This window comes from Staphylococcus sp. 231237_7MaSpsaltlick (genome assembly GCF_043107035.1).
This window is the reverse complement of record NZ_JBICNX010000006.1, coordinates 288,761-313,885: the sequence shown is the minus strand read 5'-3', so window position 1 is coordinate 313,885 and position 25,125 is coordinate 288,761. Positions and strand designations below refer to the sequence as shown.

The window sequence follows — 25,125 nt, the reverse complement described above, 5'->3', positions numbered from 1 at the left end:
GGATAACCGAAATTTTTTCAATGGTGACATCGTTTAGCTACTGTGGATAACTTGTGTGTAGTGTGTATTACTTTTGCACATTATCCACATTTTAAAAAATGTCTGTTATTAACGTTATTCCTCAAATTCACATAATTAATCTGTTATATTACAGCTTTTTTATTGATTTCTAATTTCTTTTTCAAGATTTTCTACTTCTTGTTTAAACGTCGGATCATTATTAATATCTTTGAGTATCTTTTCATGTGCATGAATTACCGTGGTATGATCACGACCTCCAAATTCCTCTCCAATTTTCGGTAGTGAGAAATCAGTCAACTCACGCGATAAATACATTGCAATTTGGCGTGGGTATGCGATTGACTTGGTACGTTTCTTAGCACTAAAGTCTTCGATTTTCACACTATAGTATTGGCCAACGATTTTTTGTATATCTTGAATTGTAATTTTTTTTGATTTTGGTGCTTGAATAATATCTTTTAGTGCAGCAGCTGTTAATTCAGTCGTAATTGGTTGTCCCTGTAATTTAGAAAAGGCTAGTACACGCGTTAATGCCCCTTCTAATTCACGAATATTCGATTGAATTTGATTAGCTATATAAGTTAATGCTTCTGATGGAATATTTAAGTTTTCTTCTTCGATTTTTTTATGCAAAATCGCCATTCGAGTTTCATAATCTGGTGGTGTAATATCAACGATTAAGCCCCATTCAAAGCGTGAACGCAAGCGATCCTCTAATTTAGCAATTTCTTTAGGTGGTCTATCACTAGAAATGACGATCTGCTTATTCGCTTGATGTAATTCATTGAATGTATGGAAAAATTCTTCTTGTGTTTGCTCTTTATTTTGTATGAATTGAATATCATCAATTAGCAAAACATCGATATTACGGTATTTCTCTCTAAATTGTTCTGTTTTGTTATCACGTATCGATTTAATAAATTCGTTCGTGAATTTTTCACTAGATGTGTAAATGACCTTCGCATCTGGATTATTGGCTAATACATAATGACCAATGGCATGCATTAGATGTGTCTTTCCTAATCCTACGCCACCATAGATAAATAGTGGATTGTATGCTTGTGCTGGTGCTTCTGCAACAGCCAAACTTGCAGCGTGTGGAAATCTATTGCCCGGACCTATGACAAATGTTTCAAAAGTATTATGCATATTAAATTGTTCATCGCCAATTCTTGCTTCATCAACACCAGATTCATATGTGTCTTTAGGTTGATGCGATTGATTTGAATTTTGTTCAGAAGAACCGGATTGCATATTTGCTAATTCGTCTTCTGAATAAAATACTGGCATAATTTCATGACCAATTGCCTCATATAATGCGGTTTGAATAATCTCAACATAATGCGATTTTAACCAATTGGCTACAAATGGATCATCGATAACAATGACTGCCTCATCATTTTCTAATGAATGCAGTTTGGTATCTTTTAGAAAAGTTTGATAGCTAGGATAACTTACTTTTTCTTGAGCCAAGGTAAGGACTTTTTCCCAAATTTCATGTTCTGACATAATTAACAAACTCCATATATAGTAAATTTTAAAAGTTATACACAAAAATCAGTGCAGTGGATAAACTAAATAACAAGGTGTTGATAATTATCCACAAGTTAATCACAATCAGTGGATAACTATGTATGATGATAACTATATCCACAGCATTTTGTATATAATTTAATAAATCAAACCCTTGATGTATCAATAACTACATGACTTATCCACATAATTATACTTTTTAACATCAACCTCTGTCAAATAGCTGTGAATTTGTTATTAAACTATCTAAAAACTTGTGAATGACCTATAAATTATCCACAGTAAGAACGATTTGTACTGTGTATAAGTGGATAACTTTGCGAAAGAAATAGTATAACAGAAAATAAGCATCTTGTGGGCTTGGGAAATAATTTATAAATACTGTATGAAAAATGTATAATGGTCAAACTAATCGTTTGCGGAGTGATTTATTAAGGATAAATTACTGTAATGTCGGTATTTTTATGTAAGCTGCATCTATAATCGTGATAAAAAACTTCCATATAATAGGAGAAACAGAACAATAACTGCTCATACTGCAATTAAATTCGTGCTTGCTTTATAAAATATATTTTGTTATATTGTAGTAGTTGCTTGAATTATGACTAGGAATTTATAAAGTTAAATCAAGACTTAAAGCAGAAGCGTATATCAATTTATCTATAATAACTGTTAGATAACCGAATAAATATGGAGGTGTTTTTACATGGTAAAACGTACTTATCAACCAAATAAACGTAAACATAGTAAAGTTCATGGTTTCAGAAAGCGCATGAGCACAAAAAATGGCCGTAAAGTTTTAGCGCGTCGTCGTCGTAAAGGCCGTAAAGTTTTATCAGCATAAGATCACTGACTCATCAGTGGTCTTTTTTTTAGGTTTTAAATAAAGTAAGATACGCATTAATATCTGTAGCTAGTCAATATATTAAATGGAATGTTTGATTTGAGTTAGTTCAAAATGTTACAGAAGAAGATAAGCGAGTGATGCATTGGTGGAAAAAGCATATAGAATTAAAAAAAACAGTGATTTTCAAGCTATTTATAAAAAGGGAAAATCAGTAGCCAATAGACAATTTGTTGTTTATACCAAAGTAAATAAAGAGTTATCACATTTTAGGCTGGGTATTAGCGTTTCGAAGAAGATTGGCAATGCTGTTGTTAGAAATAGAATCAAGCGAGCAATACGTGAAAATTTCAAAGTGCATAAAGAAGACCTTATACCAATTGAAATTATTGTTATAGCGAGACACCCAGCAAAAGATATGGATACATTACAAATACAATCAAGCTTGGAACATGTTTTAAAGATAGCTAAAGTTTTTAACAAAAAGATATAATTTCATGATAGGGTAGGGGAGCATATAGAGAAAGTGATTATTTTAGACGGAAGTAAGACTTCGTTCAGACAAACGTAAGACTAACTAACTGTATATCACTAAGCAATATGTTCGCTTTTTTTCATGAAAATCATTACAATATTATAATGAAATTTTTTACTTAACTAGACTGGTAAGGGAGGCGAGATGGATGATGGATTTAGACACGATTACGAGTATTTCAACACCAATGGGTGAAGGTGCAATAGGGATTGTGCGTTTATCTGGTTCAGATGCATTAACAATTGCAGATAAGTTATATAAAGGTCAGAAATCACTTAAAGATGTAGCTACTCATACGATAAATTATGGTCATATCGTAGATCCAGAATCAAATGAAGTAGTTGAGGAAGTAATGGTATCGGTGTTAAGGGGACCAAAGACCTTTACACGAGAAGATATCGTAGAAATAAATTGTCATGGCGGTATTTTAACAATTAATAGAGTGTTGGAATTAACTATGACATATGGTGCACGCATTGCTGAACCTGGTGAATATACGAAACGTGCATTTTTAAATGGCCGCATTGATTTATCACAAGCAGAAGCGGTGATGGACTTTATTCGTTCTAAAACCGATCGAGCATCTAAAGTTGCAATGAATCAAATTGAGGGTCGTTTAAGTGATATGATTAAGCGACAGCGTCAATCCATTCTCGAAATCCTTGCTCAAGTCGAAGTCAATATAGATTATCCAGAATACGATGACGTAGAAGATGCGACGACAGAATTTTTACTAGAGCAATCAACGCAAATTAAACAAGAAATTAATAAACTATTAGAAACTGGTGCACAAGGTAAGATTATGAGAGAAGGTTTGTCTACAGTCATTGTTGGTAAACCGAATGTTGGTAAGTCTTCAATGCTTAATAACCTGATACAAGATAACAAAGCGATTGTGACAGAAGTTGCAGGAACTACACGAGATACGTTAGAAGAGTATGTAAATGTCAGAGGAGTTCCATTAAGATTAGTTGATACGGCAGGGATTCGTGACACAGAAGATATCGTTGAGCGTATCGGTGTCGAACGTTCTAGAAAGGCACTGAGTGAAGCGGATTTAATCTTATTTGTCTTAAATTATAATGAAACATTGTCGGAGGAAGATCGACAGTTATATGAAGTAATTAAGAATGAAGATGCAATTGTCATCGTTAATAAGATGGATTTGGAACAACGTTTAGATATGGAAGAAGTTAAAGCAATGATTGGAGATACACCACTTATTCAAACTTCAATGTTGAAACAAGAAGGTATCGATCAATTAGAATTACAAATTAGAGATTTATTCTTTGGTGGAGACGTTCAAAATCAAGATATGACATACGTTTCAAATTCCAGACATATCTCATTATTAAAACAAGCGAGAAATTCAATTCAAGATGCTATAGATGCTGCTGAATCTGGAGTACCAATGGATATGGTACAAATTGATTTAACAAGAACATGGGAATTATTAGGTGAAATTATTGGTGAGTCAGCAAGCGATGAATTAATCGATCAACTGTTTAGCCAATTCTGTTTAGGAAAATAATTAAGGAGGAACAATTATGGCTCAAAAATATGACGTAATAGTAATTGGAGCTGGACATGCGGGAATAGAAGCTGGACTTGCTTCAGCACGTCGCGGTGCAAAAACATTAATGTTAACAATTAACTTAGATAATATTGCATTTATGCCATGTAACCCATCTGTAGGTGGACCAGCAAAAGGTATCGTTGTACGTGAAATCGATGCGCTAGGTGGTCAAATGGCAAAAACAATCGATAAAACGCATATCCAAATGCGTATGCTGAATACAGGTAAAGGTCCAGCGGTAAGAGCATTACGTGCTCAAGCGGATAAAGTATTATATCAACAAGAAATGAAAAAAGTAATTGAAGATGAAGAAAACCTAGATATTATGCAAGGCATGGTTGATGATTTGATTATTGAAGACGATGTAATCAAAGGTGTACGTACGAATATCGGTACTGAATATTGGGCGGAAGCTGTAATTATTACTACAGGTACTTTCTTACGTGGTGAAATTATCTTAGGTAATATGAAGTATTCAAGTGGTCCAAACCATCAATTACCTTCTATTTCTCTTGCAGATAACTTAAGATCATTAGGGTTTGAAGTTGTACGTTTTAAAACAGGTACCCCTCCACGAGTTAATGCAAAAACGATCGACTACTCAAAAACAGAAATCCAACCAGGCGATGATGTAGGAAGAGCATTTAGCTTTGAAACTACTGAATATATATTAGATCAATTACCATGTTGGTTAACATACACTAATGGTGAAACACACCAAGTGATTGATGACAATTTACATTTATCAGCTATGTATTCAGGTATGATTAAAGGTACAGGTCCAAGATACTGTCCATCAATTGAAGATAAATTTGTACGTTTCAATGATAAACCACGTCATCAATTATTCCTAGAGCCTGAAGGACGTAATACAAATGAGGTATATGTACAAGGCTTATCAACAAGTTTACCAGAACATGTTCAACGTCAAATGTTGGAAACAATTCCAGGCCTAGAGAAAGCAGATATGATGCGTGCAGGTTATGCAATTGAATATGATGCATTAGTGCCTACACAATTATGGCCGACTTTAGAAACTAAAAAAATTAAAAACTTATACACAGCTGGTCAAATTAATGGTACATCAGGATATGAAGAAGCGGCAGGTCAAGGTTTAATGGCTGGCATTAATGCTGCTGCTCGAGTTCAACAAAAAGAAGAAGTGATATTAAGCCGTTCGGATGCCTATATTGGCGTACTTATCGATGACCTTGTTACAAAAGGTACAAATGAACCATATCGTTTATTAACATCTAGAGCAGAATATCGTTTATTATTAAGACATGATAATGCAGACTTAAGATTGACGGATTTAGGTTACGAAATTGGTATGATTTCAGAAGAACGTTATGCACGCTTTAATGAAAAGAGAGAAATGATTCGTAATGAACAAGAACGTCTTAAAGGTATTCGTGTTAAACCTAGTGAACATGTACAATCAATTATTGAAGCACAAGGTGGTTCACGTCTGAAAGATGGTATCTTAGCTTTAGAATTATTACGTCGTCCTGAAATGACATATGATTTAATTCTTGATATCCTTGAAGAATCACATCAACTACCTGCAGATGTTGAAGAACAAGTTGAAATTCAAACGAAATACGAAGGCTATATCAATAAGTCATTACAACAAGTTGAAAAAGTAAAACGCATGGAAGAAAAGAAAATTCCAGAAGACTTAGATTATAGTAAAGTAGATAGTTTAGCTACAGAAGCTAGAGAAAAATTAGCAGAAGTTAAACCGTTGAATATCGCACAAGCATCACGAATTTCTGGTGTGAATCCTGCTGATATTTCAATTTTACTTGTCTTCTTAGAACAAGGTAAAATTCAAAGGGTGAACAATTAACATGGGCGTAGAGTGGTTAACTAAGCAACTGAGTACACATGGGATAGAACTTTCGGAACAACAACAGCAACAGTTTCAAACGTACTATCAAATGCTTGTCGAATGGAACGAAAAAATGAATTTAACGAGCATTACAGAGGAACACGAAGTATATTTAAAGCACTTTTATGATTCGATTGCACCGAGTTTTTATGCGGATTTTTCGCAATCAATGTCATTATGTGATGTAGGTGCTGGCGCTGGTTTCCCAAGTATCCCGTTAAAAATTATTTTTCCAAACTTAAAGGTAACAATAGTAGATTCACTCAATAAACGTATTCAATTTCTTAATCAATTAGCAGATGCCTTAGGATTACAAGATGTTAGTTTCGTACATGATAGGGCGGAAACATTTGGTAAAGGAGTCTACAGGGAGTCTTATGATATCGTAACAGCAAGAGCGGTGGCTAGACTTTCAGTATTAAGTGAATTATGTATACCGTTAGTGAAAAAGGGTGGTCAATTCATCGCATTGAAATCAGCTAAAGGTGACGAAGAGTTAGAAGAAGCTGCTTTTGGAATCGGTGTGTTCGGTGGAAAGGTCATAGACACAATTTCATATGAATTACCTGAGGATGCTGGTGATAGACAGATGATGATCATTGAAAAAAGAAGTCAAACGCCAAAAAAATATCCAAGAAAACCTGGTACGCCAAATAAGTCACCATTACTAGAAAAGTAATAACAGTTAATAACAATTAATTTAGAGGGAGCGCATAAATTATGAAGAAACCTTTTTCTAAATTATTTGGTTTAAAAAATAAAGATGACATAGTTGGTTATATTGAAGAAGATTATAATAATAACGTTGAATCTATTCATATTGAGCGCATTGTGCCAAACCGTTATCAACCAAGACAAGTATTTGAGCCAAATAAGATTAAAGAACTCGCAGAATCTATAGAAGAACATGGTTTGTTGCAACCGATTGTCGTACGTCCAATTGAGGAAGAAATGTTTGAAATTATTGCAGGCGAGCGTCGATTTAGAGCTTTACAAAGCATTGGCAAGACACATGCTGACGTAATCATTAGATTTTTAGATGATGAAGAAACAGCAGTTGTTGCATTGATTGAAAATATTCAACGTGAAAATTTATCAGTTATTGAAGAAGCGGAAGCATATAAAAAGCTGCTAGAAATTGGCGATACAACACAAAGTGAATTAGCTAAAAGTGTTGGTAAAAGTCAGAGCTTTATTGCTAATAAATTACGTTTGTTAAAGCTTGCGCCAAAGGTAATTGAACGTTTAAGAGAAGGAAAAATTACGGAACGTCATGCCCGTGCATTACTAAGTTTATCAGAGGAAGATCAAGAAATCTTAGTAGAGACAATTATTAGCCAAAAATTAAATGTTAAACAAACTGAAGCACGTGTGAAACAAAAGGTTGGTCCAGAAAAGGTGAAAGCGCAACGCTTTGAGTTTGCTAAAGATTTAACTGACGCACGTGAGACTGTTGGCAAGAGTATCGAGTCTATTGAACAAAGTGGTATTCAAGTTGAGCATCAAACAAAAGATCATGAAGATTATTACGAAATCAAGATTAAGTTATATAAGCGTTAGTACACTTCAAATAGTAAAATGTTAGCAAAAAGTTTGGGATACAAATTCCAGAAAAATAGCTCTCAGATGAATTCAATTTATCTGAGGGCTCTTTTTTTATTAATTCGTATTTGGTTCGCTTTCCTAGGGGACAGCTTCAGCCTGTAGTCTTCAGCTCGTCCTGTTCCCTCAGGAGTCTCACCAAAATACGTTGTATTCATAAATGATTTTCACAGTAACATACGTTTAAATCTGTGCATTAAATTTGTCTTGTTCGTATTGGGATATAAATCATTAAATCATTAAATTGTTAATACTTCATCTGTTGGTTTTAATTAATTCGTATTTGATTCGCATTCCTAGGGGACAGCTTCAGCCTGTAGTCTTCAGCTTGTCCTGTTCCCTCAGGAGTCTCACCAACAATACTTCGTAAAGCAGCATTATGTTTTTACATTAAAATAATAAACTACATTAACATCTTCGGAATTAAATATGTCTTGTTTGTATTTGCAAATTCATCCTACCTTATTTACTGGTTATTTGATTGATATTAAGTTCGTATTGTTGGCTCGCATTCCTAGGGGACAGCTTCAGCCTGTAGTCTTCAGCTTGTCCTGTTCCCTCAGGAGTCTCACCAATATCCTTCCTATCAATATCTAAATGCATATTAAAAACACTTTGAATCAAATTGTTTATAGCTAAAGTATGATGTGATTTCAGGACATACTCATTAACCATTATTCTCTCATAGTAATTTTAACTAGTAATATCATTGCACTTTTTATTGGTAAAATAAGCATTTAAATAATCAAAATACTACAAGTTTAATTATTCCCTGGAAAATAAAATAAGGCTATTGTGTAATAATACAAACTATGATTAAATTAAGAAAACGCTTACATGTTAAAGGGGGAGTTTAATGATTACGTTTATCGTAGCTATCATTTTACTGGTTGTAGGTTATTTTACTTATGGTAAATATATTGACAAAATGTTTGGACCTAAAGAAGACCGACCAACGCCAGCATATGACCAAAGGGATAATGTGGATTATGTACCAATGAAAACTTCTTCTAATTCATTGATACAATTATTAAATATTGCGGGTGTAGGGCCAATATTTGGTCCAATTATGGGGGCATTGTATGGACCAGTCGCATTTATCTGGATTGTTGTAGGTTGTATATTCGCTGGTGCTGTGCATGATTATTTAACTGGCATGATATCTATTAGAAATAAAGGTGCACATCTTCCTGAATTGGCTGGGAAATTTCTAGGTCAAGTGATGAAACACTTTGTTAATATCTTTTCTATTTTATTATTATTGTTAACGGGTACTGTATTTGTTACGAGTCCAGCATTATTATTACATAATTTAATGGATGGACGTATTGCATTAGGTATAATCATTTTTGCAATATTTGTTTATTATATTCTATCTACAATTTTACCAATTGATAAAATTATAGGGCGTATTTATCCAATATTTGGTGCACTTTTATTAATTAGTGCAGTGGGGGTTGGTTTCCGACTAATTCAAACAGGAGCGCCAATACCAGAACTTAATTTACAAAATATGCATCCAGATGGTGCACCAATCTTCCCATTGTTATTCTTTACAATTACTTGTGGTGCATTATCAGGATTTCATGCTACACAAACACCTATTATTTCGAGAACTACGAATAAAGAAAAGAATGGTCGCTTTATATTCTATGGGATGATGATTGCAGAAGGTATTATTGCGATGATATGGGCTGCAGCAGGTATGAGTTTATTCAATGGTTATGATGGATTGAATGAAGTGTTAGCTAAAGGTGAGGCAGCTTTAGTCGTAAGTAAGGCTTCGCATCTGTTATTAGGCTCAGTGCTTGGTACGATTGCTGTATTAGGTGTTATCATTTTACCAATTACGAGTGGAGACACTTCCTTTAGAAGTGCGCGTATGATTATTGCAGATTATTTGAATTATAGTCAGAGTAGTTTACTAAAACGTATTATAATTTCTGCACCATTATTTATAATTAGCTTTGCATTAACACAAGTTGATTTCACAATCTTATGGCGATATTTCTCTTGGGCTAATCAGACGACTGCTGTCATTGCCTTATGGGTAGGAGCAATGTATTTACTTATAGCTAAGAAGAACTTCTGGGTTGCAGCGATTCCTGCTGTATTTATGACTTGGAATATATTTGTATATATTTTGAGCCAAAAAATAGGTCTAGGCTTAGATCTTAACATGAGTTATGTTATAGGTTTTGTACTAACTGCAATTTGGATTGCGTATTTCATTTACCAATATAGAAAAATGACAGCTTTAGTAGGCCAATTTGAACTTGATCATCCGATTCAAACACAACAACAAATTGTCTCATAAATTAATATTTGTGTGGCATAAATAATATTATCGAAAGATGAAGGACAATTGCTAATTGCAAAGCAGTTGTCTTTTGTCTTGTGAAATAATGTTTTAGTTAAAGCACCGATAAATACATATCTTTATAGTTAAAGATAGATGCAAATAGGACAAGATGTATAGGAAAAGTTAAAACTACCAACTATTAACTGTTATGTTTAGCCAAATCAAATACGACAAAGCATGATTTATAGCTGCAATATATTGAGGATTTTTATAGTAATGAAGTAACAAGGTTGATGTTTCACGAAAAACATCAGCCTATTTTAGGAGTAGTTGTACGATGGCTAGTATGTTATAACGTCATTCGTATTCGCTTTTGTTGAGCTGTAACTTAAGAGATGATGGATCAAATTTTAAGTGATAATCAAAAAATATAAGTGTGTAATCAGTTACTGAAAGTATATTATTAAAGTTTTTTACAGATGTATTACGTAGTAATTTCTAAAAAATTACAATTTCATTGTATATTATTTTTATGAGGGAAAATTCGTGATTTTTATTATAAAACTTGTTATGATGTTGAATCGTAAGTGATTAAGTGGAAATAGTAAATATTTAAAGGAATAATTTAACTAGAAAATAAAATTTAATATATATGATTTAAACTGAAATGTTCAAATAACGTCTTTTATAAAACAAATAGAAGTGTAATTTAATCAAATAACGTAAAATCAAGATACAAAAATTCAAACTGGTATATCAGTCATTCCTTAAATATTCATGAATATATCATTCAATGTACTGCTCATACTATATCAGACTTAATACCTTAATTATGAAAGCAGAGGTTTAAATATGTTAAAAGCTACAACAAGTATTATAGAAAATGATAAATATGAAGTGCAGGCAATTAACGCGCATTATTTGAAACGTATTGAAAAAAGTAATAAAGCAGAACGTTATTTTTGTATAGCACAAAGTGAAAAATTAACATTATCAGCACTGTCAACTTACGTTAAATCAGCGAAATCAGTGATGGCTCAATTAGGAGAAGCGAATACAAGCGCTACATTAACTGATGCAGGTAATGATATTTATCAAGCAACATTTGTCTACTTTGAAGATTCACTCGATACTTTAAAAACAGCCACTGAAAATTTAAGTCTGTTAGATTCTAAAGAAGCGAAAAATCACATTTTAACAAATGAATAATATAAATTCGTGAGCTTTGGTCGTAAAGGCCTATGCTCAATATACGAGAGCTAGTCTGTAATAATGGGCTAGCTCTCTTACTATTTGAATTCGAATTTATTATGATGCAACAATACTTTTTCTAAGTTAATGGGGAGTACGTTGGCGAATTGCCTATATTACATATAAAATAGAATAAAATTATAAACAGATTGGTAAGGTGAATAGATTATGGAAATTGCACATCTTAATGAATTTATAATATTAGCTCAGTACAAGAATTACTTTAAAGCTTCACAATCACTTTACATTGCGCAATCTACGTTATCGAAACATATTGTTGCTTTAGAAAATGAATGCGGCTATCAACTCATAGATCGTAGCAACAAGCAGATTAAATTGACTGAAGCGGGAGAATTATTTTTACATTATGCGCAGTTAATTGTACAAAATCATCAGGAAATGCAAGAACATTTACAGCAACAGACAGCATCGGAAATTACGTCAATTAATTTAGGAACGTCGCGTGTAATGATTGAATATGGAATTACTGAAATCGTCTCTGAAACAATGAAAGCACATCCAAATTTAAGATTTAAGGTACATGAAGGATTTGAACCAGACTTACATCAAATGATTGAAGAGGGACGTATTGATATTAGCTTTCTAAGAGAACGGACACCTGCAATTGGAGAGTACAGTTATACTTATGTACAAGAACGTCTATGTGCTGTAGTAGATAAATCACATGCATTTGCTACAGAATCTGAAATATCGTTAAATATGCTTAAAGATATTGAATTATACATGACACCGGATTTTACTTTAGAACATGAATTGTTTCTTTCACTGTGTAAGCGCGAGCAATTTTATCCAATGATTTCCTTTACTGCACCACGTATAGAAAATTTATTAGAAATGGCACATATTGGTGAAGGTGTGGCGTTAATCATGGAGCAACAGGCACGTTACTTTGCAGATGATTGTATTAAGATTATACCTTTTGAACCTAATATCACGACATATATCAATATGACTGTGCATGACCATGTCACTATAAATGATGGGATTGCAGCGTTTATTAATTTAGTTAAATTAGAGAGTATAGCTACTTCTGAAAATGAATAACTGTATAATAATGCCATAGAGAATCGTCTGTTAATTCCAATATAGAATGAATTTGCATGCAAAGTTGAATTGATAATGCTTCCATAAATATTTTATGATTAATTTTAATTTCAAAATGTTTAAGGAGGCAACAAATGAAAAAAATAATTATTTCTGTTTTAAGTGCGACTCTGTTGTTAGCAGGATGTAGTTCTCATGATGGACAACAATCTAAAAAGCAATCTAATAATAGTGTCGATACTTCAAAAGTGAAAATAAAAAACTACAATCAAGCAACATCGAAATTAAAAATAGATAATACGAAGTGGAAGTATGATAGTAAACATAAAGTATACTATCAATTGAATGTGAGTTACGTCACTAAGCCACAAGCTAAAGATGTCGAAAAGATGGGTATTTATGTTCCTGCAGCTTACTTTAATGGTAAGAAGAATAATAAGGGTAACTATACAGTCACGGTTAATAAGACAAATAAAGTTAAAGGTTATACTGCAAAGACGGCACCGATCGTTTATCCAGTAAACACACCAGGTTATGCCGCGCAAAGTGCTCCAGAATCATATAGTTATAGTACGATTTCAAAATATATGAAATCTGGCTTTATCTATGTTCAAGCAGGATTAAGAGGTCGTAGCATGTCTATGGGCGACCAGCAATCTAGTAAACAAAAAGTGGATTATGAAATTGGCGCGCCTTGGGGTGTGACAGATTTGAAAGCAGCGGTACGTTACTATCGATTTAATAGTAATGCTTTACCTGGTAATAGTACTAAAGTTTATACATTTGGCCATAGTGGAGGAGGAGCACAAAGTTCAATTATGGGTGCTTCCGGAGACAGTAAATTATATTACAAATATCTGAAAAAAATCGGTGCTGCTATGACAGATAAAGATGGTAAATACATCAGTGATAAAATAGATGGCGCAATGGCTTGGTGTCCAATAACAAGTTTAGATCAAGCAGATGCAGCATATGAATGGAATATGGGCCAATATTCTAATTCAGGTAAAAGAAAAGATAATACATTTACTGGTCAATTATCTACTGATTTAGCAGCAAGTTATGGTAAATATTTAAATAAATTAAATCTAAAAGATGGCAATAAGCAATTAACATTGAAAAAATCTAAAAATGGTGAATATACTAACGGTTCATATGTAAAATATATGAAAAAAGAAATAGAAAAATCGGCGACAGAATTTTTAAATAATACGAAATTCCCATATAAACAAAGCAATAGTCAGCAAGCTGGTATGACAATGCCAAGTGAAGGCCAAAAGCAAAATAAAAAAATGCCACAAATGATGGGTCAACAAACAAGTAAGACCTATAAAACAATAGATGATTATTTAAAATCCTTGAATAAAAAAGGAAAATGGATTACTTATAATAAGAAAACCAAGCAAGCACATATTACTAGCTTGAAGGATTTCGCTAAATATTATAAAAAACCAACAAAAAATGTACCTGCATTTGACGATTTAAATAAGAGTCAAGCTGAGAACGAAGTATTTGGTACGTCTGGAAATAATAGTAAGTTACATTTCGATAGGACTGTTGCTCAACTCTTAACAAAGAACAAAACAGAATATAGTAAATTAAGTGGTTGGAAAGCTAAATACGCTAAAGCATATAAAGATGATTTAACGAAAAAGGATGCATTAGGATCATCTATTGCGACAAGACAAAATATGTATAATCCAATGTATTATTTATCAGATGCGTATAGTGGCTATGGAAAATCCAATGTAGCTAAAAATTGGAGAATTAGAACAGGTATTCAACAAGGTGATACATCACTTAATGTAGAAACGAACTTAGCTTTAGCTTTAAAACAAATAGTTGGAAAAGGGCATGTTGATTTTAAAACAGTTTGGGATAAACAACATACAATGGCTGAAACTTCAGGAGACCCTGAGACAAACTTTATTAATTGGGTTAAAAAAGTAAATAAAAAATAGTGGATTTACTTAACGAGGCACAATATGAGAGATATTATAGGTGGAATTTAACCTTTTTTCAGAATAAGTTCTTATTTAATATAAACTTGCAAATTTTCATTTAATCTATATAATTTAAGAACGAGGATTAAAGGGGATGAAAGTTATGAAAAAGAAAAACCAACAATATAATATCAAAGACGATTATATGGATTCTAGAGAAGAATTAGAAATTCATGCTTTACGTATACAAGAGTTGGAACAAAATCAAGCTAAAGGTAAGATTTTCTATGTGATTCCATTATTCGCTTTATCAACGGCTGCTATTGTAATTGCAGTATATAGCTATTTAAAGCATAAAGCATAAATATTAACGATATCAGGTTACACAAAGGTTTATGACTGATAAACTAACATCATTAGTAAAAAGGCTAATCGAGAGATTAATTTCCTCGATTAGCCTTTTTTAAATTGCCGGTAGTTAGCTAGCACCTCATCTTATAATTACATTTGTATTTCTTCTTTAGCATAATAGTATGATGATTCTACTTTTGGTGCTTGGAAAATTGATAATAAAATGAACAATCCAACCTTTCCAAGAATCATTACGCAAATAATTACAATTTTAGAAATCGTAGAAAGATCGGCAGTGATACCTGTCGATAATCCAACTGTACCAAATGCTGAAACCACTTCAAATAACAATTTTATAAAGGGAATATGGGGTTCGGCAATGGTAATAATAAATGTTGCGATACCAATTGAAAACATACCTAAAACAAATATTAATATGGCATTGTTTACTTGATGTTTGAGTAAAGATCGTTTGAAAATTTGTGGATGTTCAATGCCCATCATTCGTGAATAAATGTAAACGAGAATAACTGTGAAAGTTGTCACTTTGATACCACCAGCAGAACTCATTGGTGCAGCCCCGATAAACATCAGTACGATAAACACGAGAATAGTCGGATTCGTAATCTTACTCATATCGACAGAGTTAAATCCAGCAGTACGTGTAGAGACGGACTGGAAGAATGATTTGAATAACTGTTCATGAACGCTAGAGCCTTTGAGTACATGATGATACTCTAATAACCAAAATGCAATAGTACCACCAACAATCAATGTAAATGTCGACACGAGTACAATTTTAGTGTGTAATTTTAGCTTGGTGATTTTACGAGTTTTAATAACATCTAAGATAACGATATAACCTATTCCCCCTAAAATAATAAGTGCGGGTACAATGATGTTAATCATTGGATTACCACTATAGGACATAAGATTATCTGAAAACAGTGAAAATCCAGCATTATTAAATGCAGAAACGGATGTGAATAAACTGATGAAACTACCACGGGCTAAACCGTAATTTGGTATAAATACTAAATTTAACATTAAGAATCCTAAGAACTCTACGCCAAATGCAAATGCGATCATTTGGATCGTTAACTTTAATAAACTAGCATTTTTATCACTGTTCCATGTAATCATTAATAAACTACGTTCATTATATGTGATTTTTTTACGACTTAAGATCAGTACAAATATCGATAGCGTTACAATTCCTATTCCTCCGATTTGTATGAGGAGCATAATGATGGTTTCTCCTAAGGCATTAAATTGTTTCGGTACATCAACGGTAGAGAGTCCAGTTACCGTGAACGCGCTACTAGCGACGAAAAAAGCATCGATTAATGATATTGGCTTCTTACCGGTTACAGGTAAATATAACAGTAGGGAACCAATTACTGTAGTTGTTAAAAATAGTGATAAATATAAATAAGTTAATTGAGTAACATTTTTCAACTTTAATCACCTTGTTTTAATAGATATATAGGATAGTACGCCTATAATTTATTTATAGCAAGTATTATTTCAACTTTATTTTAAAATAGTATTTTCTAATGTAGCTTAATAATAAAAAACACCTTCGAGGATCATCACTGCTAAGTGAATAATCGACGAAAGTGTTGAACCGTACTGCATAATAAATAGTTTATAGATTAATTTAAACTTGTGCCGCCACCGTTTAATCCATCTTTAATATATTGATTGACTTGATTATTATATAAAAATTGAAGGTGCGTAATGCCTGGAAGACGAATATTCTTACCACCGTTTAAGTATGAAAGGTTTGCAGCAACCACACCATCTGAAAGGCTATAAATAGAAGTATATCTAATCTTATTGTCTTCTCCAGGACCATTAATTGCTTGATTTGTAGTTAAACCATTTGCACCTGCTAAAGTTACGACATTAGATACTTTAGTTTCTCCACCTAAGTTTTTGATGAAATACATTGTATTTGCGCCACCCATGCTGTGTGCGACGATATCAACTTTTTTAGCACCAGTTTTTTGTAACACACTATCGATATATCTTTTTAGTTGTGGCCCATTTGTAGAATTAGATCCTTGTTTATTGTAGAATTCCACCGCATAGAATTGATTTCGGTCCCAACCTTGAGAAGCCAAATAATTTTTAATGCCATAGAAATTTGATGCACTGCCACCAATACCGTGTACAAAGACGACAGGGTTATGCTTTGTTGTAGCTGCTTCAGTATTAGGGGTAAAGCTAGTTAACGCTGAAAATGTAAGTAAGACACTTAAAACAAAAGTTATTATTATTTTTTTCATATCCTATATCTCCTAAATCTATATTTAAGATAATAATAAAATTAAAATTAAAGAATATCAATATAATTTTTATTAAAAAATTGTTAATTATTTATAGATATAGTTTTAGAATAAAAAAAGCGATTTAAATATTTGAATATTAAAGAATTACATTAAAAATGGCTACGCTCATATTATAAATATAAGGTAGCCATAAATATTTGTTTTTACTGCTTATATAAGGGGAGTAATTCATACGAAAGTTATAGTTCTTTTATTAATCATAGCATTCCATTTTTAATATAGAAAAAGCACTAATAATTATGATTTAGCACCATATACACTATTTTTAATTTCAGCTTTATATATTAATCTTAACGCGATTAACATAATAATTAGAGCGGCAACTCTTTTCACATCAAAGTGAATGGTTAAGCCTTCAAACCAACCAAAATGATCAATGACCATCCCCATTGTTAACTGTCCAATAACGGCAGATATATTGGCAGATATAACACCAATTTTCGGTATGGCTACAATAGTTAAGAATAAATAACCAACACCAAACCAAACTGCAGCAAGTTGCCATTTAGGTGCGTGAAAGAATTCTAAAAAGCTACCATGCCCAAAGAATAAAGTGATAATAAATAAAATAAAGCCACCAGTAATAAATGTTAGAAATGCACTTTCTAATGTTCCAGCCTTCTTACTAAAAGAGCCATTAACTGCTGATTGTGTACTTAACGTAATGCCTGCAATGAGTGTACTAATTACTATAAATATTTGCATCATAAACCTCCTAATATATTAATGTTAAGGCGATTATCATTAATATAATCGCGATAATTTTTTCGATGCGCAGGGGCTTTTTCTCACTGCCGAGCAAGCCGTAATGTTCAATAATGGCGCTCATTATCATTTGACCAACTACGACACTACCCATCGCAAGTCCAACACCAATTACAGGAATTGCAAATACTAAGACGGTAAGGTAGACTACCCCAAGTAATCCTCCAGTTAGTTCCCATTTGGGTGCTCTAACGGTATAAGATAGTGATCCCTTCCCTAAAAATAATAAGGCGATTGCTAAAATGATTGAACCAACAGCAAAGTTATATAAACTACTTTCCAACTTTCCAATATGATCACCTAAAACAGCATAAATAGAACCTTCAATACTTAAAAATATACCAGCGACAATCGCGATGATATAAAAAACAAACTTCTTCATTAACTTTCCTCTTTTCTTTATTTCGCGAATTAACGAATTGTTATCGTAAAAAAAGAATCTCTATATTAAAGATCCTTTTTCATAATATTGACTAATTGATTAATATTGGCTTCATTTCTTCTATAGTATGTCCATTGACCATGTCGTTCTGATTCCAATAATCCCACTTGTTGCATCATTTTCAAATAATGAGAGACGGTTGATGGGGACATATTAGCCTTTTCCTGAATGTCACCAACACAAACGCCACCTTTTTCACTCATGTTCTTATTGAGATGAGCAGTAGGCTTATCAAAATGTTCTAGTGGGTTCTTTAGCCAAATTAAAATATCTACGCGTGTGCGGTTACTCAATACTTTAAAAACATCTACTATATTTTCCATGTGAATTATACTATTCGATAATTTTCGAAATGTCAAACATAAAATTTAATAATATAAATCAAGCATTAATAATTGTAGTTACTTAGTATATTAAATCGTATCTTTGAGTTGTTGATACATATCTGAAGTAACTTGGTCTAATTCCTCTTTCGTCATTGTTAGACGTTCCTTAGACGACCCATATCCAATGTGATGTTTATCTTGAACTAAACCTTCAAAGATTTCATTGATAAAGTCTGTCGGATCTGCGCCAAATGTATGGATACCTTTACCACCTAAGTCTGTATTCACAGCTGGAGGAATGACTTCATAAACATTAGTGTTTGTTTCAGAGAGTTGATGTCTTAAACTAGTGGAAAACGAACTAACCGCTGCTTTCGTTGCAGAATAAATAGGTGCAATTGCCATCGGTGAAAAGGCTAACCCAGACGAAACATTAATAATACTAGCTTCATTATTACTTTTAGCGAAATATTGACCAAATAATATTGAAAATTGAACTGTAGCATCAAAGTTAATATCTATTTCCGTCTTTAGTGATTCCCAGTCATTTTTGGCATCTGCAGTTAAAAGGTTGAAACGATTTTGAATTCCTGCATTATTGACGATAACGTTGACATCTGGATAATGCGTCGTTACCCACTCAAACAATGCAACTCTTTCATCAGCATGTGTAACATCACATTGCTTGGTAATGATTTCAGGAAATTCAGCTTCTAATGTAGTCAGTTTTTCAGTATTACGGCCACACACGATGATTTGATTGTCATTATTGTAAAATTTCTTAGAAAATTGATAACCAATGCCTGATGCGCCACCTGTAACTAAAATTGTGTTACCTTTTATATTCAATATAAACACCTCTATTTAAAAATTAAGTGTGAAAAGTATATTACGTTTAAAGTTGAATTTCTAATAATCAGTTTTTATAAATTTAGCAAAATGTGTTAGGCATATTTAAGTTTTATTAAAGTGTAGAGATAACCATTTATATTATGTAATGACTGAAATAAAAATATTTAATGACGGATTAATATAACTTTTTAAAAAAATGCGAATTTATGGTATGTTTGCACAACGACAGGAAGTCATTATGAACAGGAGAATGGGAAAAATGAAAGTAGCTTTAGTAACAGGCGCGAGTAGTGGTATCGGTTATGAAACTGCTAAGTATTTAGCGAAAAAAGATTATATTGTTTATGCTGGATCCAGAACTGTAGAAAAAATGCAGTCCTTAAAAGCTTATCATGCGCATATTGTAGAATTAGATGTTACAGATCAACAACAAATTAATGCAGTAGTAAATGAAATTGTAAAAAAAGAAGGTAAAATAGATGTCCTAGTGAATAGTGCAGGATATGGTTCATTAGGGGCAGTTGAAGATATTGAATTAGATGAAGCGAGAAAGCAGTTTGAGGTAAACTTATTTGGTTTATCAGAAATGATTAAAGCAGTTTTACCGACGATGCGTGCGCAACGTAGTGGCACAATCGTTAATGTCTCATCAATAAGCGGTCGTTTGCCTAGCTATTTTGGGGCATGGTATAACGCATCTAAACATGCTTTGGAAGGTTATAGCTCAAGCTTACGTTTAGAGCTTGAAGCGTTTGGTATCAAAGTTGTTGTAATTCAACCGGGAAGTATTAATACAAATTGGGGGTTAATCGCTGCGGATAATTTAACAAAAGTATCACAAGGTGGTGCATATCAAGAGAAATCTGCAGTTATAGCAGACATGTTACGTACACAATTTAACTCTAACCAATTGCCACAACCATCTGTTGTAGCAAAACGCATAGTTAAGACAGTGGAGCATCAACATATACGTCAACGATTTATTGTTGGGAAATTTGCAAAATGTTTAGTTTTTGTGAACAAAATTTTACCAAGTAAATTATATAACTGGATTATCCAAAGAAGTATGTAAGTCAAAATTCATTACAAAAGGGTGATAAATCCTTTTGTAACAGTTTTTTTGAGTAAATATAAACATTAATGTAGATTTATTAATTTAAAAGCTGTAGTGATTTGTAGAAAATGAATATATGTTTCGCAAAACTTTTTAATATAAAAAGTACTTTGAATTATTGAAAATTCAAGATATAATAGTCAAAGCGTAGAGAAAAATTTAATATATTGAATAGTTATAAACTGTAGATATACTTTTTTCAAAGATTAACAATGATACTTAGTCTTTGATGGGAGTATATCCTTTTTATTAAAAACGTTTTCATTATTAAAAAGCAACGCCTTTTAAGCTTTATAAATACATATCGTATGCTTATGTTATATATTTTAGAGTTAACACATAATTATTATTTTTAGGACAAATAGCTATGTGCATGACTGAGGAAGTGAATTTTTAAAGGGCGCTCCTTTTTAATATTTGTGAGGAGGAAGAGTGTGAAATTTTTTAAAAAAGTTAGTTTGCCTATGCAAATAGTCATCGCTTTAATTTTAGGGGTAATTGTAGGAAGTATTCTACATGGCAACAAAGATGTTATTAATTATATTCAACCATTCGGGGATATATTTTTAAATTTAATTAAAATGATAGTTGTACCGATTGTATTTTGTTCATTAGCAATATCTATTTCAAACGTTGGTGATACAAAGACAATTGGACGTTATGGTGGTAAAACATTACTGTACTTTATTTTCATGACAACTTTTGCAATCGCTTTAGGTTTAATCTTTGGGAACTTATTTAAACCAGGTAGTGGTTTGAATGCAGATTTATTACCTAAAGGTGATATTTCAAAATATGAAAGTACTGCAAAAAGTGCAGAAGGTAGTACATATGGAAACCATTTAATAGATACGGTAGTAAATATCGTTCCAACCAATATATTTGAGGCATTATCTTCAGGTGAGTTATTGCCAATTATCTTTTTCTCTGTGTTCTTTGGTCTTGCTTTGGCAGCAATTGGCGAAAAAGCGAAACCAGTTAAAGACTTTTTAGGTGGCGCATTAGAAGCTGTATTCTGGATGATTGGTAAGGTCTTATTATTAGCACCAATCGCTGTTTTTGCTTTTATTAGTACAACGATTATTACTTTTGGTATTTCAGCGTTAATACCATTATTTAAATTATGTTTAACAGTTGTTATTGCGATGTTCTTCTTTATCTTCATCGTACTGGGCATCGTATCACGTTTATGTGGCGTAAAAATTGTCAGTATCATGAAATTATTGAAAAACGAGCTCATGCTTGCATTTTCTACGGCAAGTTCAGAAGCGGTATTGCCAACTGTTATGAGAAAAATGGAACGCTTTGGTGTACCGAGAGATATTGCATCTTTCGTATTACCAACGGGTTACTCATTCAACCTTGATGGTGCAGCGATGTACCAATCTATTGCAGCATTATTCGTTGCACAACTCTACGGCGTACATTTAAGTATTGGCGAACAAATTATCTTAATGATTACTTTGATGTTAACTTCAAAAGGTATGGCAGGTGTACCTGGTGCCTCTATCGTAGTATTGTTAACAACATTAGGATCAGTCGGATTAAATCCACAAGGACTTGCATTAATTATTGGTGTGGACAGAATCTTAGAAATGTTGAGAACATGTGTTAACGTATTAGGTAACTCAGTGGCAAGTGTTGTAATTGCAAAATCAGAAGGCGTATATGATAAAAAACGAGGAGAAGAATATTTGAAAGGCCAGGCATAGTTTGGTTGATTAAGTAGACTTCAACGAACAAATATAAGTGATGAAAGAGGTAGTTTCCTGAAAAGTAGGAAACTACCTCTTTTTATATAATTCAGTATTAATAGCGGTGATTTTTTGGTATTAAATACCCATTAATGTTTATGATTTGAGCGAGTCAAAGAAGTGTTACTTTTTTTAGTTTAAATAGTTACAAAACAATCTATTATTTGAAAACGTTTTTTTGCTACGTTAATATATTTTTTAACAATTTTATATCATGAAAAATATAATTTTGATGAATCGTTGATATATGTTTGGTGAGATGTTGATCAATTTTAGAAAGATTAACGAGTTGAGAAGATTGTAATTTTTATGGTATTGAATTGAAATTTAACTTAGAAAGGTTGCATGAGATGGGCGAAACTTATCGTATACACAGGATAAAAGAAAATTGGGGTATTATCATAGCGATTATATTTATCGCTTCCACTTTACGTGCGCCATTAACCTCTGTAGGGCCAGTGGTTAGTGAAATTACGGAAGTATTGAAAGTGAGTGATAGCGTGGCTGGATCGTTAATTACGATTCCTTTAATAATCTTTGCCATTGTTTCACCGTTAGTTTCAAAGATAACGGCGCATTTAACAGTATCCAGGACTATTTTACTATCCACTTTATTACTCAGTGTTGCACTGATTGTTCGAGTAATTGGTGACATTAATGTATTTTTATTAGGTACTGTGCTGTTAGGTATCGGTATTGCTTTTGGTAATGTATTATTGCCAAGTTTTGTGAAATGGTATTTCCCAACGCAAATTGGCATTGCTACAGGTATTTATAGTGCCACTATGCATTTCACTGCCGGCATTGGTGGTGGTTTGAGCTTTCCATTATCTACAATTTCACCTCTTAGTTTCAGAATTTCACTCTCGGTTTGGTTTGTTTTAGCAATTATTGCAATTATTTTATGGCTACCAAAGGCCGTACACGTCTTCCACATTGAAAAAGCTACGAAGCAACACAGTCCAACGACTTCCCACTGTCATAAAAATGTCTTTAAATCAAAATTATCATGGATGATAGCAATCACTATGGGGTTTCAATCAATGATTGTTTATACAGTTGTCGCATGGGTGCCTTCTATTTTAATGGATAGAGGCATAGAACCCACCACTGCTGGTTACTTATTTATGATAAATCAATTTGCACAAGTACCTATGACATTTACCTTTCCTATTATTGCAGACAAATTGAAAGACCAACGTATTTTAGTTTTTATCGTATCATTCTTATTTTTAATTGGTTTTGGTCTGTTATTTACTCACAGTTTCATATTATTAGTTATTGGCATTATTGTCTCTGGATTAGCTATGGGCGCATGTTTTAGTTTGTGTATGACGTTTTTTTCAATAAGGGCACGTACGAGTGACGGTAGTGTTTCTTTGTCAGGCTTTGGTCAATCATTAGGTTATTTTATTGGTGCTATGGGTCCTATTTGTGTAGGGTTTACTTATGATGTAAGTGGAGGTTGGCAAATAGGTATTACCTCCCTGTTAGTCATGTCATTACTTTTTGCAGTATTTGGTTACTTTGCTGCTGAAAATAAAGTGATTGAAGATGAATAGTTGCTCTATTTATGATTTATTTTGAGAGGAGTATTTGAAAAATGACTAAAATTAAAGTACACCATTATGATGCATTCAGTAATACACCAAATAAAGGTAATCCTGCAGGGGTAGTCCTAAATGCTGATGGTTTGTCTGAACAAACAATGCAAGATATCGCACAACAAGTAGGATTTAATGAAACGGCATTTGCACTAAGTTCCGATTCTGCTGATATTAAAATACGGTACTTTACACCTGGACAAGAAATGAATTTATGTGGTCATGCTACTATGGCAACATTATATGCTTTAAAATCAGTTGGACAATTACCAGACAAAAAAGATTTCCGCATTGAAACCAAAGCAGGAATATTAGCTGTTCAATTAGAAGTTGATGCTACACAGCATATCAATATTACAATGCAACAAACTGTTCCAGAATTTAAATTATTCACTGGTTCAAACGCAGATTTAGCGACTGCACTAAATATAACTGAGGCAGACATTGTTGATGATTTACCTATTGTATACGGTAGTACAGGATTGTGGACGCTTATCGTTCCTGTTAAGTCATTAGCTGCAATGCAACAAATGAAACCTCAAACTGCTAAATTTCCAGATATTCTAACGGATATGCCAAAAGTATCAATTCATCCCTTATGCTTTGAAACTTATGATGCAGAGGCAGATATGCATGGTAGACATTTTTCATCTCCGTATTCTGGAACTGTGGAAGATCCAGTTACTGGAACAGCTTCTGGCGTGATGGGAGCATATTATGCAGAATTTGTTGACCATGAGCCTCAAGACACCTATCAGTTTGTGGTCGAACAAGGACAAGAAATAGAAAGAGATGGTAGGGTTATTGTCAGTGTATCAAGAGATGAAAAGAATTATAATGTTCAAATTACTGGAACAGCAATATATGTTACTACTATGGAAATTATTTTGAATTAGTACATAAGTTGATAACGCAGGAAATTTTGATAGGCAGATTATTGTGGACAAGTTAAAATAAAAACGCCAATTGCTATTTTAAATAGATTGGCGTTTTTATATAA

Annotated in this window: 22 protein-coding genes; 15 read left to right on the top strand and 7 right to left on the bottom strand. The window is 32.8% G+C overall.

Annotated features, from left to right (window positions below):
* Positions 1-159: 159 nt before the first annotated feature.
* Positions 160-1,530 (bottom strand): chromosomal replication initiator protein DnaA, encoded by a 1,371-nt coding sequence (gene dnaA / locus ACF91D_RS14265; protein WP_042737791.1) that lies wholly within the window; start codon positions 1,528-1,530, stop codon positions 160-162.
* A gap of 730 nt (positions 1,531-2,260) precedes the next feature.
* On the opposite strand from dnaA, the gene rpmH reads away from it, so the two are divergent.
* The 11 genes from rpmH to ACF91D_RS14210 all read left to right on the top strand — a co-directional run bounded on the left by rpmH (position 2,261) and on the right by ACF91D_RS14210 (position 14,927).
* Entirely contained in the window at positions 2,261-2,398 is a 138-nt protein-coding gene (gene rpmH / locus ACF91D_RS14260; protein ID WP_000240855.1) for a 50S ribosomal protein L34, read from the top strand.
* Positions 2,399-2,546: 148 nt separating this feature from the next.
* A complete protein-coding gene (rnpA, locus tag ACF91D_RS14255) occupies positions 2,547-2,891 on the top strand; it encodes a ribonuclease P protein component (RefSeq protein ID WP_042737790.1) in 345 nt (114 codons plus the stop codon).
* Positions 2,892-3,084: 193 nt separating this feature from the next.
* Entirely contained in the window at positions 3,085-4,464 is a 1,380-nt protein-coding gene (gene mnmE / locus ACF91D_RS14250) for a tRNA uridine-5-carboxymethylaminomethyl(34) synthesis GTPase MnmE (RefSeq protein WP_107527087.1), read from the top strand.
* Positions 4,465-4,480: 16 nt separating this feature from the next.
* The gene (gene mnmG / locus ACF91D_RS14245; protein ID WP_042737789.1) at positions 4,481-6,358 is read left to right on the top strand and encodes a tRNA uridine-5-carboxymethylaminomethyl(34) synthesis enzyme MnmG; all 1,878 of its coding nucleotides are present in this window, start codon (positions 4,481-4,483) and stop codon (positions 6,356-6,358) included.
* A gap of 1 nt (position 6,359) precedes the next feature.
* Positions 6,360-7,079 (top strand): 16S rRNA (guanine(527)-N(7))-methyltransferase RsmG, encoded by a 720-nt coding sequence (gene rsmG, locus ACF91D_RS14240; protein WP_042737788.1) that lies wholly within the window; start codon positions 6,360-6,362, stop codon positions 7,077-7,079.
* Between the two features lie 41 nt (positions 7,080-7,120).
* A complete protein-coding gene (gene noc, locus ACF91D_RS14235) occupies positions 7,121-7,960 on the top strand; it encodes a nucleoid occlusion protein (RefSeq protein WP_107512976.1) in 840 nt (279 codons plus the stop codon).
* Positions 7,961-8,858: 898 nt separating this feature from the next.
* On the top strand, positions 8,859-10,319 hold the full coding sequence (locus tag ACF91D_RS14230) for a carbon starvation CstA family protein (protein ID WP_107589823.1): 1,461 nt from the start codon (positions 8,859-8,861) through the stop codon (positions 10,317-10,319).
* An 837-nt stretch (positions 10,320-11,156) separates the two neighbouring features.
* Entirely contained in the window at positions 11,157-11,513 is a 357-nt protein-coding gene (locus tag ACF91D_RS14225; RefSeq protein WP_107589822.1) for a hypothetical protein, read from the top strand.
* A 210-nt stretch (positions 11,514-11,723) separates the two neighbouring features.
* Positions 11,724-12,620, top strand: a complete 897-nt coding sequence (locus ACF91D_RS14220) for a LysR family transcriptional regulator (protein ID WP_107589821.1) — start codon at positions 11,724-11,726, stop codon at positions 12,618-12,620.
* 134 nt (positions 12,621-12,754) lie between these two features.
* Positions 12,755-14,581: a subtype A tannase gene (locus tag ACF91D_RS14215; protein ID WP_107589820.1), complete on the top strand. Its 1,827-nt coding sequence runs from the start codon at positions 12,755-12,757 to the stop codon at positions 14,579-14,581.
* A 145-nt stretch (positions 14,582-14,726) separates the two neighbouring features.
* Entirely contained in the window at positions 14,727-14,927 is a 201-nt protein-coding gene (locus tag ACF91D_RS14210; protein ID WP_042737781.1) for a hypothetical protein, read from the top strand.
* Between the two features lie 137 nt (positions 14,928-15,064).
* On the opposite strand, the gene ACF91D_RS14205 is transcribed toward ACF91D_RS14210, so the two are convergent.
* The 6 genes from ACF91D_RS14205 to ACF91D_RS14180 all read right to left on the bottom strand — a co-directional run bounded on the left by ACF91D_RS14205 (position 15,065) and on the right by ACF91D_RS14180 (position 19,650).
* Complete coding sequence (locus ACF91D_RS14205) at positions 15,065-16,372, bottom strand: TrkH family potassium uptake protein (protein WP_107589819.1); 1,308 nt, start codon at positions 16,370-16,372, stop codon at positions 15,065-15,067.
* A 197-nt stretch (positions 16,373-16,569) separates the two neighbouring features.
* On the bottom strand, positions 16,570-17,205 hold the full coding sequence (locus ACF91D_RS14200; RefSeq protein WP_107589818.1) for an esterase/lipase family protein: 636 nt from the start codon (positions 17,203-17,205) through the stop codon (positions 16,570-16,572).
* Between the two features lie 300 nt (positions 17,206-17,505).
* Complete coding sequence (locus tag ACF91D_RS14195) at positions 17,506-17,973, bottom strand: DMT family transporter (RefSeq protein ID WP_107513419.1); 468 nt, start codon at positions 17,971-17,973, stop codon at positions 17,506-17,508.
* A 10-nt stretch (positions 17,974-17,983) separates the two neighbouring features.
* On the bottom strand, positions 17,984-18,415 hold the full coding sequence (locus tag ACF91D_RS14190; protein WP_042737777.1) for a DMT family transporter: 432 nt from the start codon (positions 18,413-18,415) through the stop codon (positions 17,984-17,986).
* Positions 18,416-18,480: 65 nt separating this feature from the next.
* Positions 18,481-18,798 carry an ArsR/SmtB family transcription factor gene (locus ACF91D_RS14185; RefSeq protein ID WP_042737776.1) on the bottom strand — a complete coding sequence of 106 codons (318 nt, stop codon included), beginning with the start codon at positions 18,796-18,798 and terminating at the stop codon, positions 18,481-18,483.
* Between the two features lie 90 nt (positions 18,799-18,888).
* Positions 18,889-19,650 (bottom strand): SDR family oxidoreductase, encoded by a 762-nt coding sequence (locus ACF91D_RS14180; protein ID WP_042737775.1) that lies wholly within the window; start codon positions 19,648-19,650, stop codon positions 18,889-18,891.
* Between the two features lie 262 nt (positions 19,651-19,912).
* On the opposite strand from ACF91D_RS14180, the gene ACF91D_RS14175 reads away from it, so the two are divergent.
* The 4 genes from ACF91D_RS14175 (at position 19,913) to ACF91D_RS14160 (ending at position 25,021) form a co-directional block, all read left to right on the top strand.
* Complete coding sequence (locus ACF91D_RS14175; protein WP_107527955.1) at positions 19,913-20,725, top strand: oxidoreductase; 813 nt, start codon at positions 19,913-19,915, stop codon at positions 20,723-20,725.
* A gap of 506 nt (positions 20,726-21,231) precedes the next feature.
* Entirely contained in the window at positions 21,232-22,479 is a 1,248-nt protein-coding gene (locus tag ACF91D_RS14170) for a dicarboxylate/amino acid:cation symporter (protein WP_042737924.1), read from the top strand.
* 392 nt (positions 22,480-22,871) lie between these two features.
* Positions 22,872-24,083 (top strand): CynX/NimT family MFS transporter, encoded by a 1,212-nt coding sequence (locus tag ACF91D_RS14165; RefSeq protein ID WP_107527330.1) that lies wholly within the window; start codon positions 22,872-22,874, stop codon positions 24,081-24,083.
* A 41-nt stretch (positions 24,084-24,124) separates the two neighbouring features.
* Positions 24,125-25,021: a PhzF family phenazine biosynthesis protein gene (locus tag ACF91D_RS14160; RefSeq protein ID WP_107589817.1), complete on the top strand. Its 897-nt coding sequence runs from the start codon at positions 24,125-24,127 to the stop codon at positions 25,019-25,021.
* Positions 25,022-25,125: the final 104 nt, after the last annotated feature.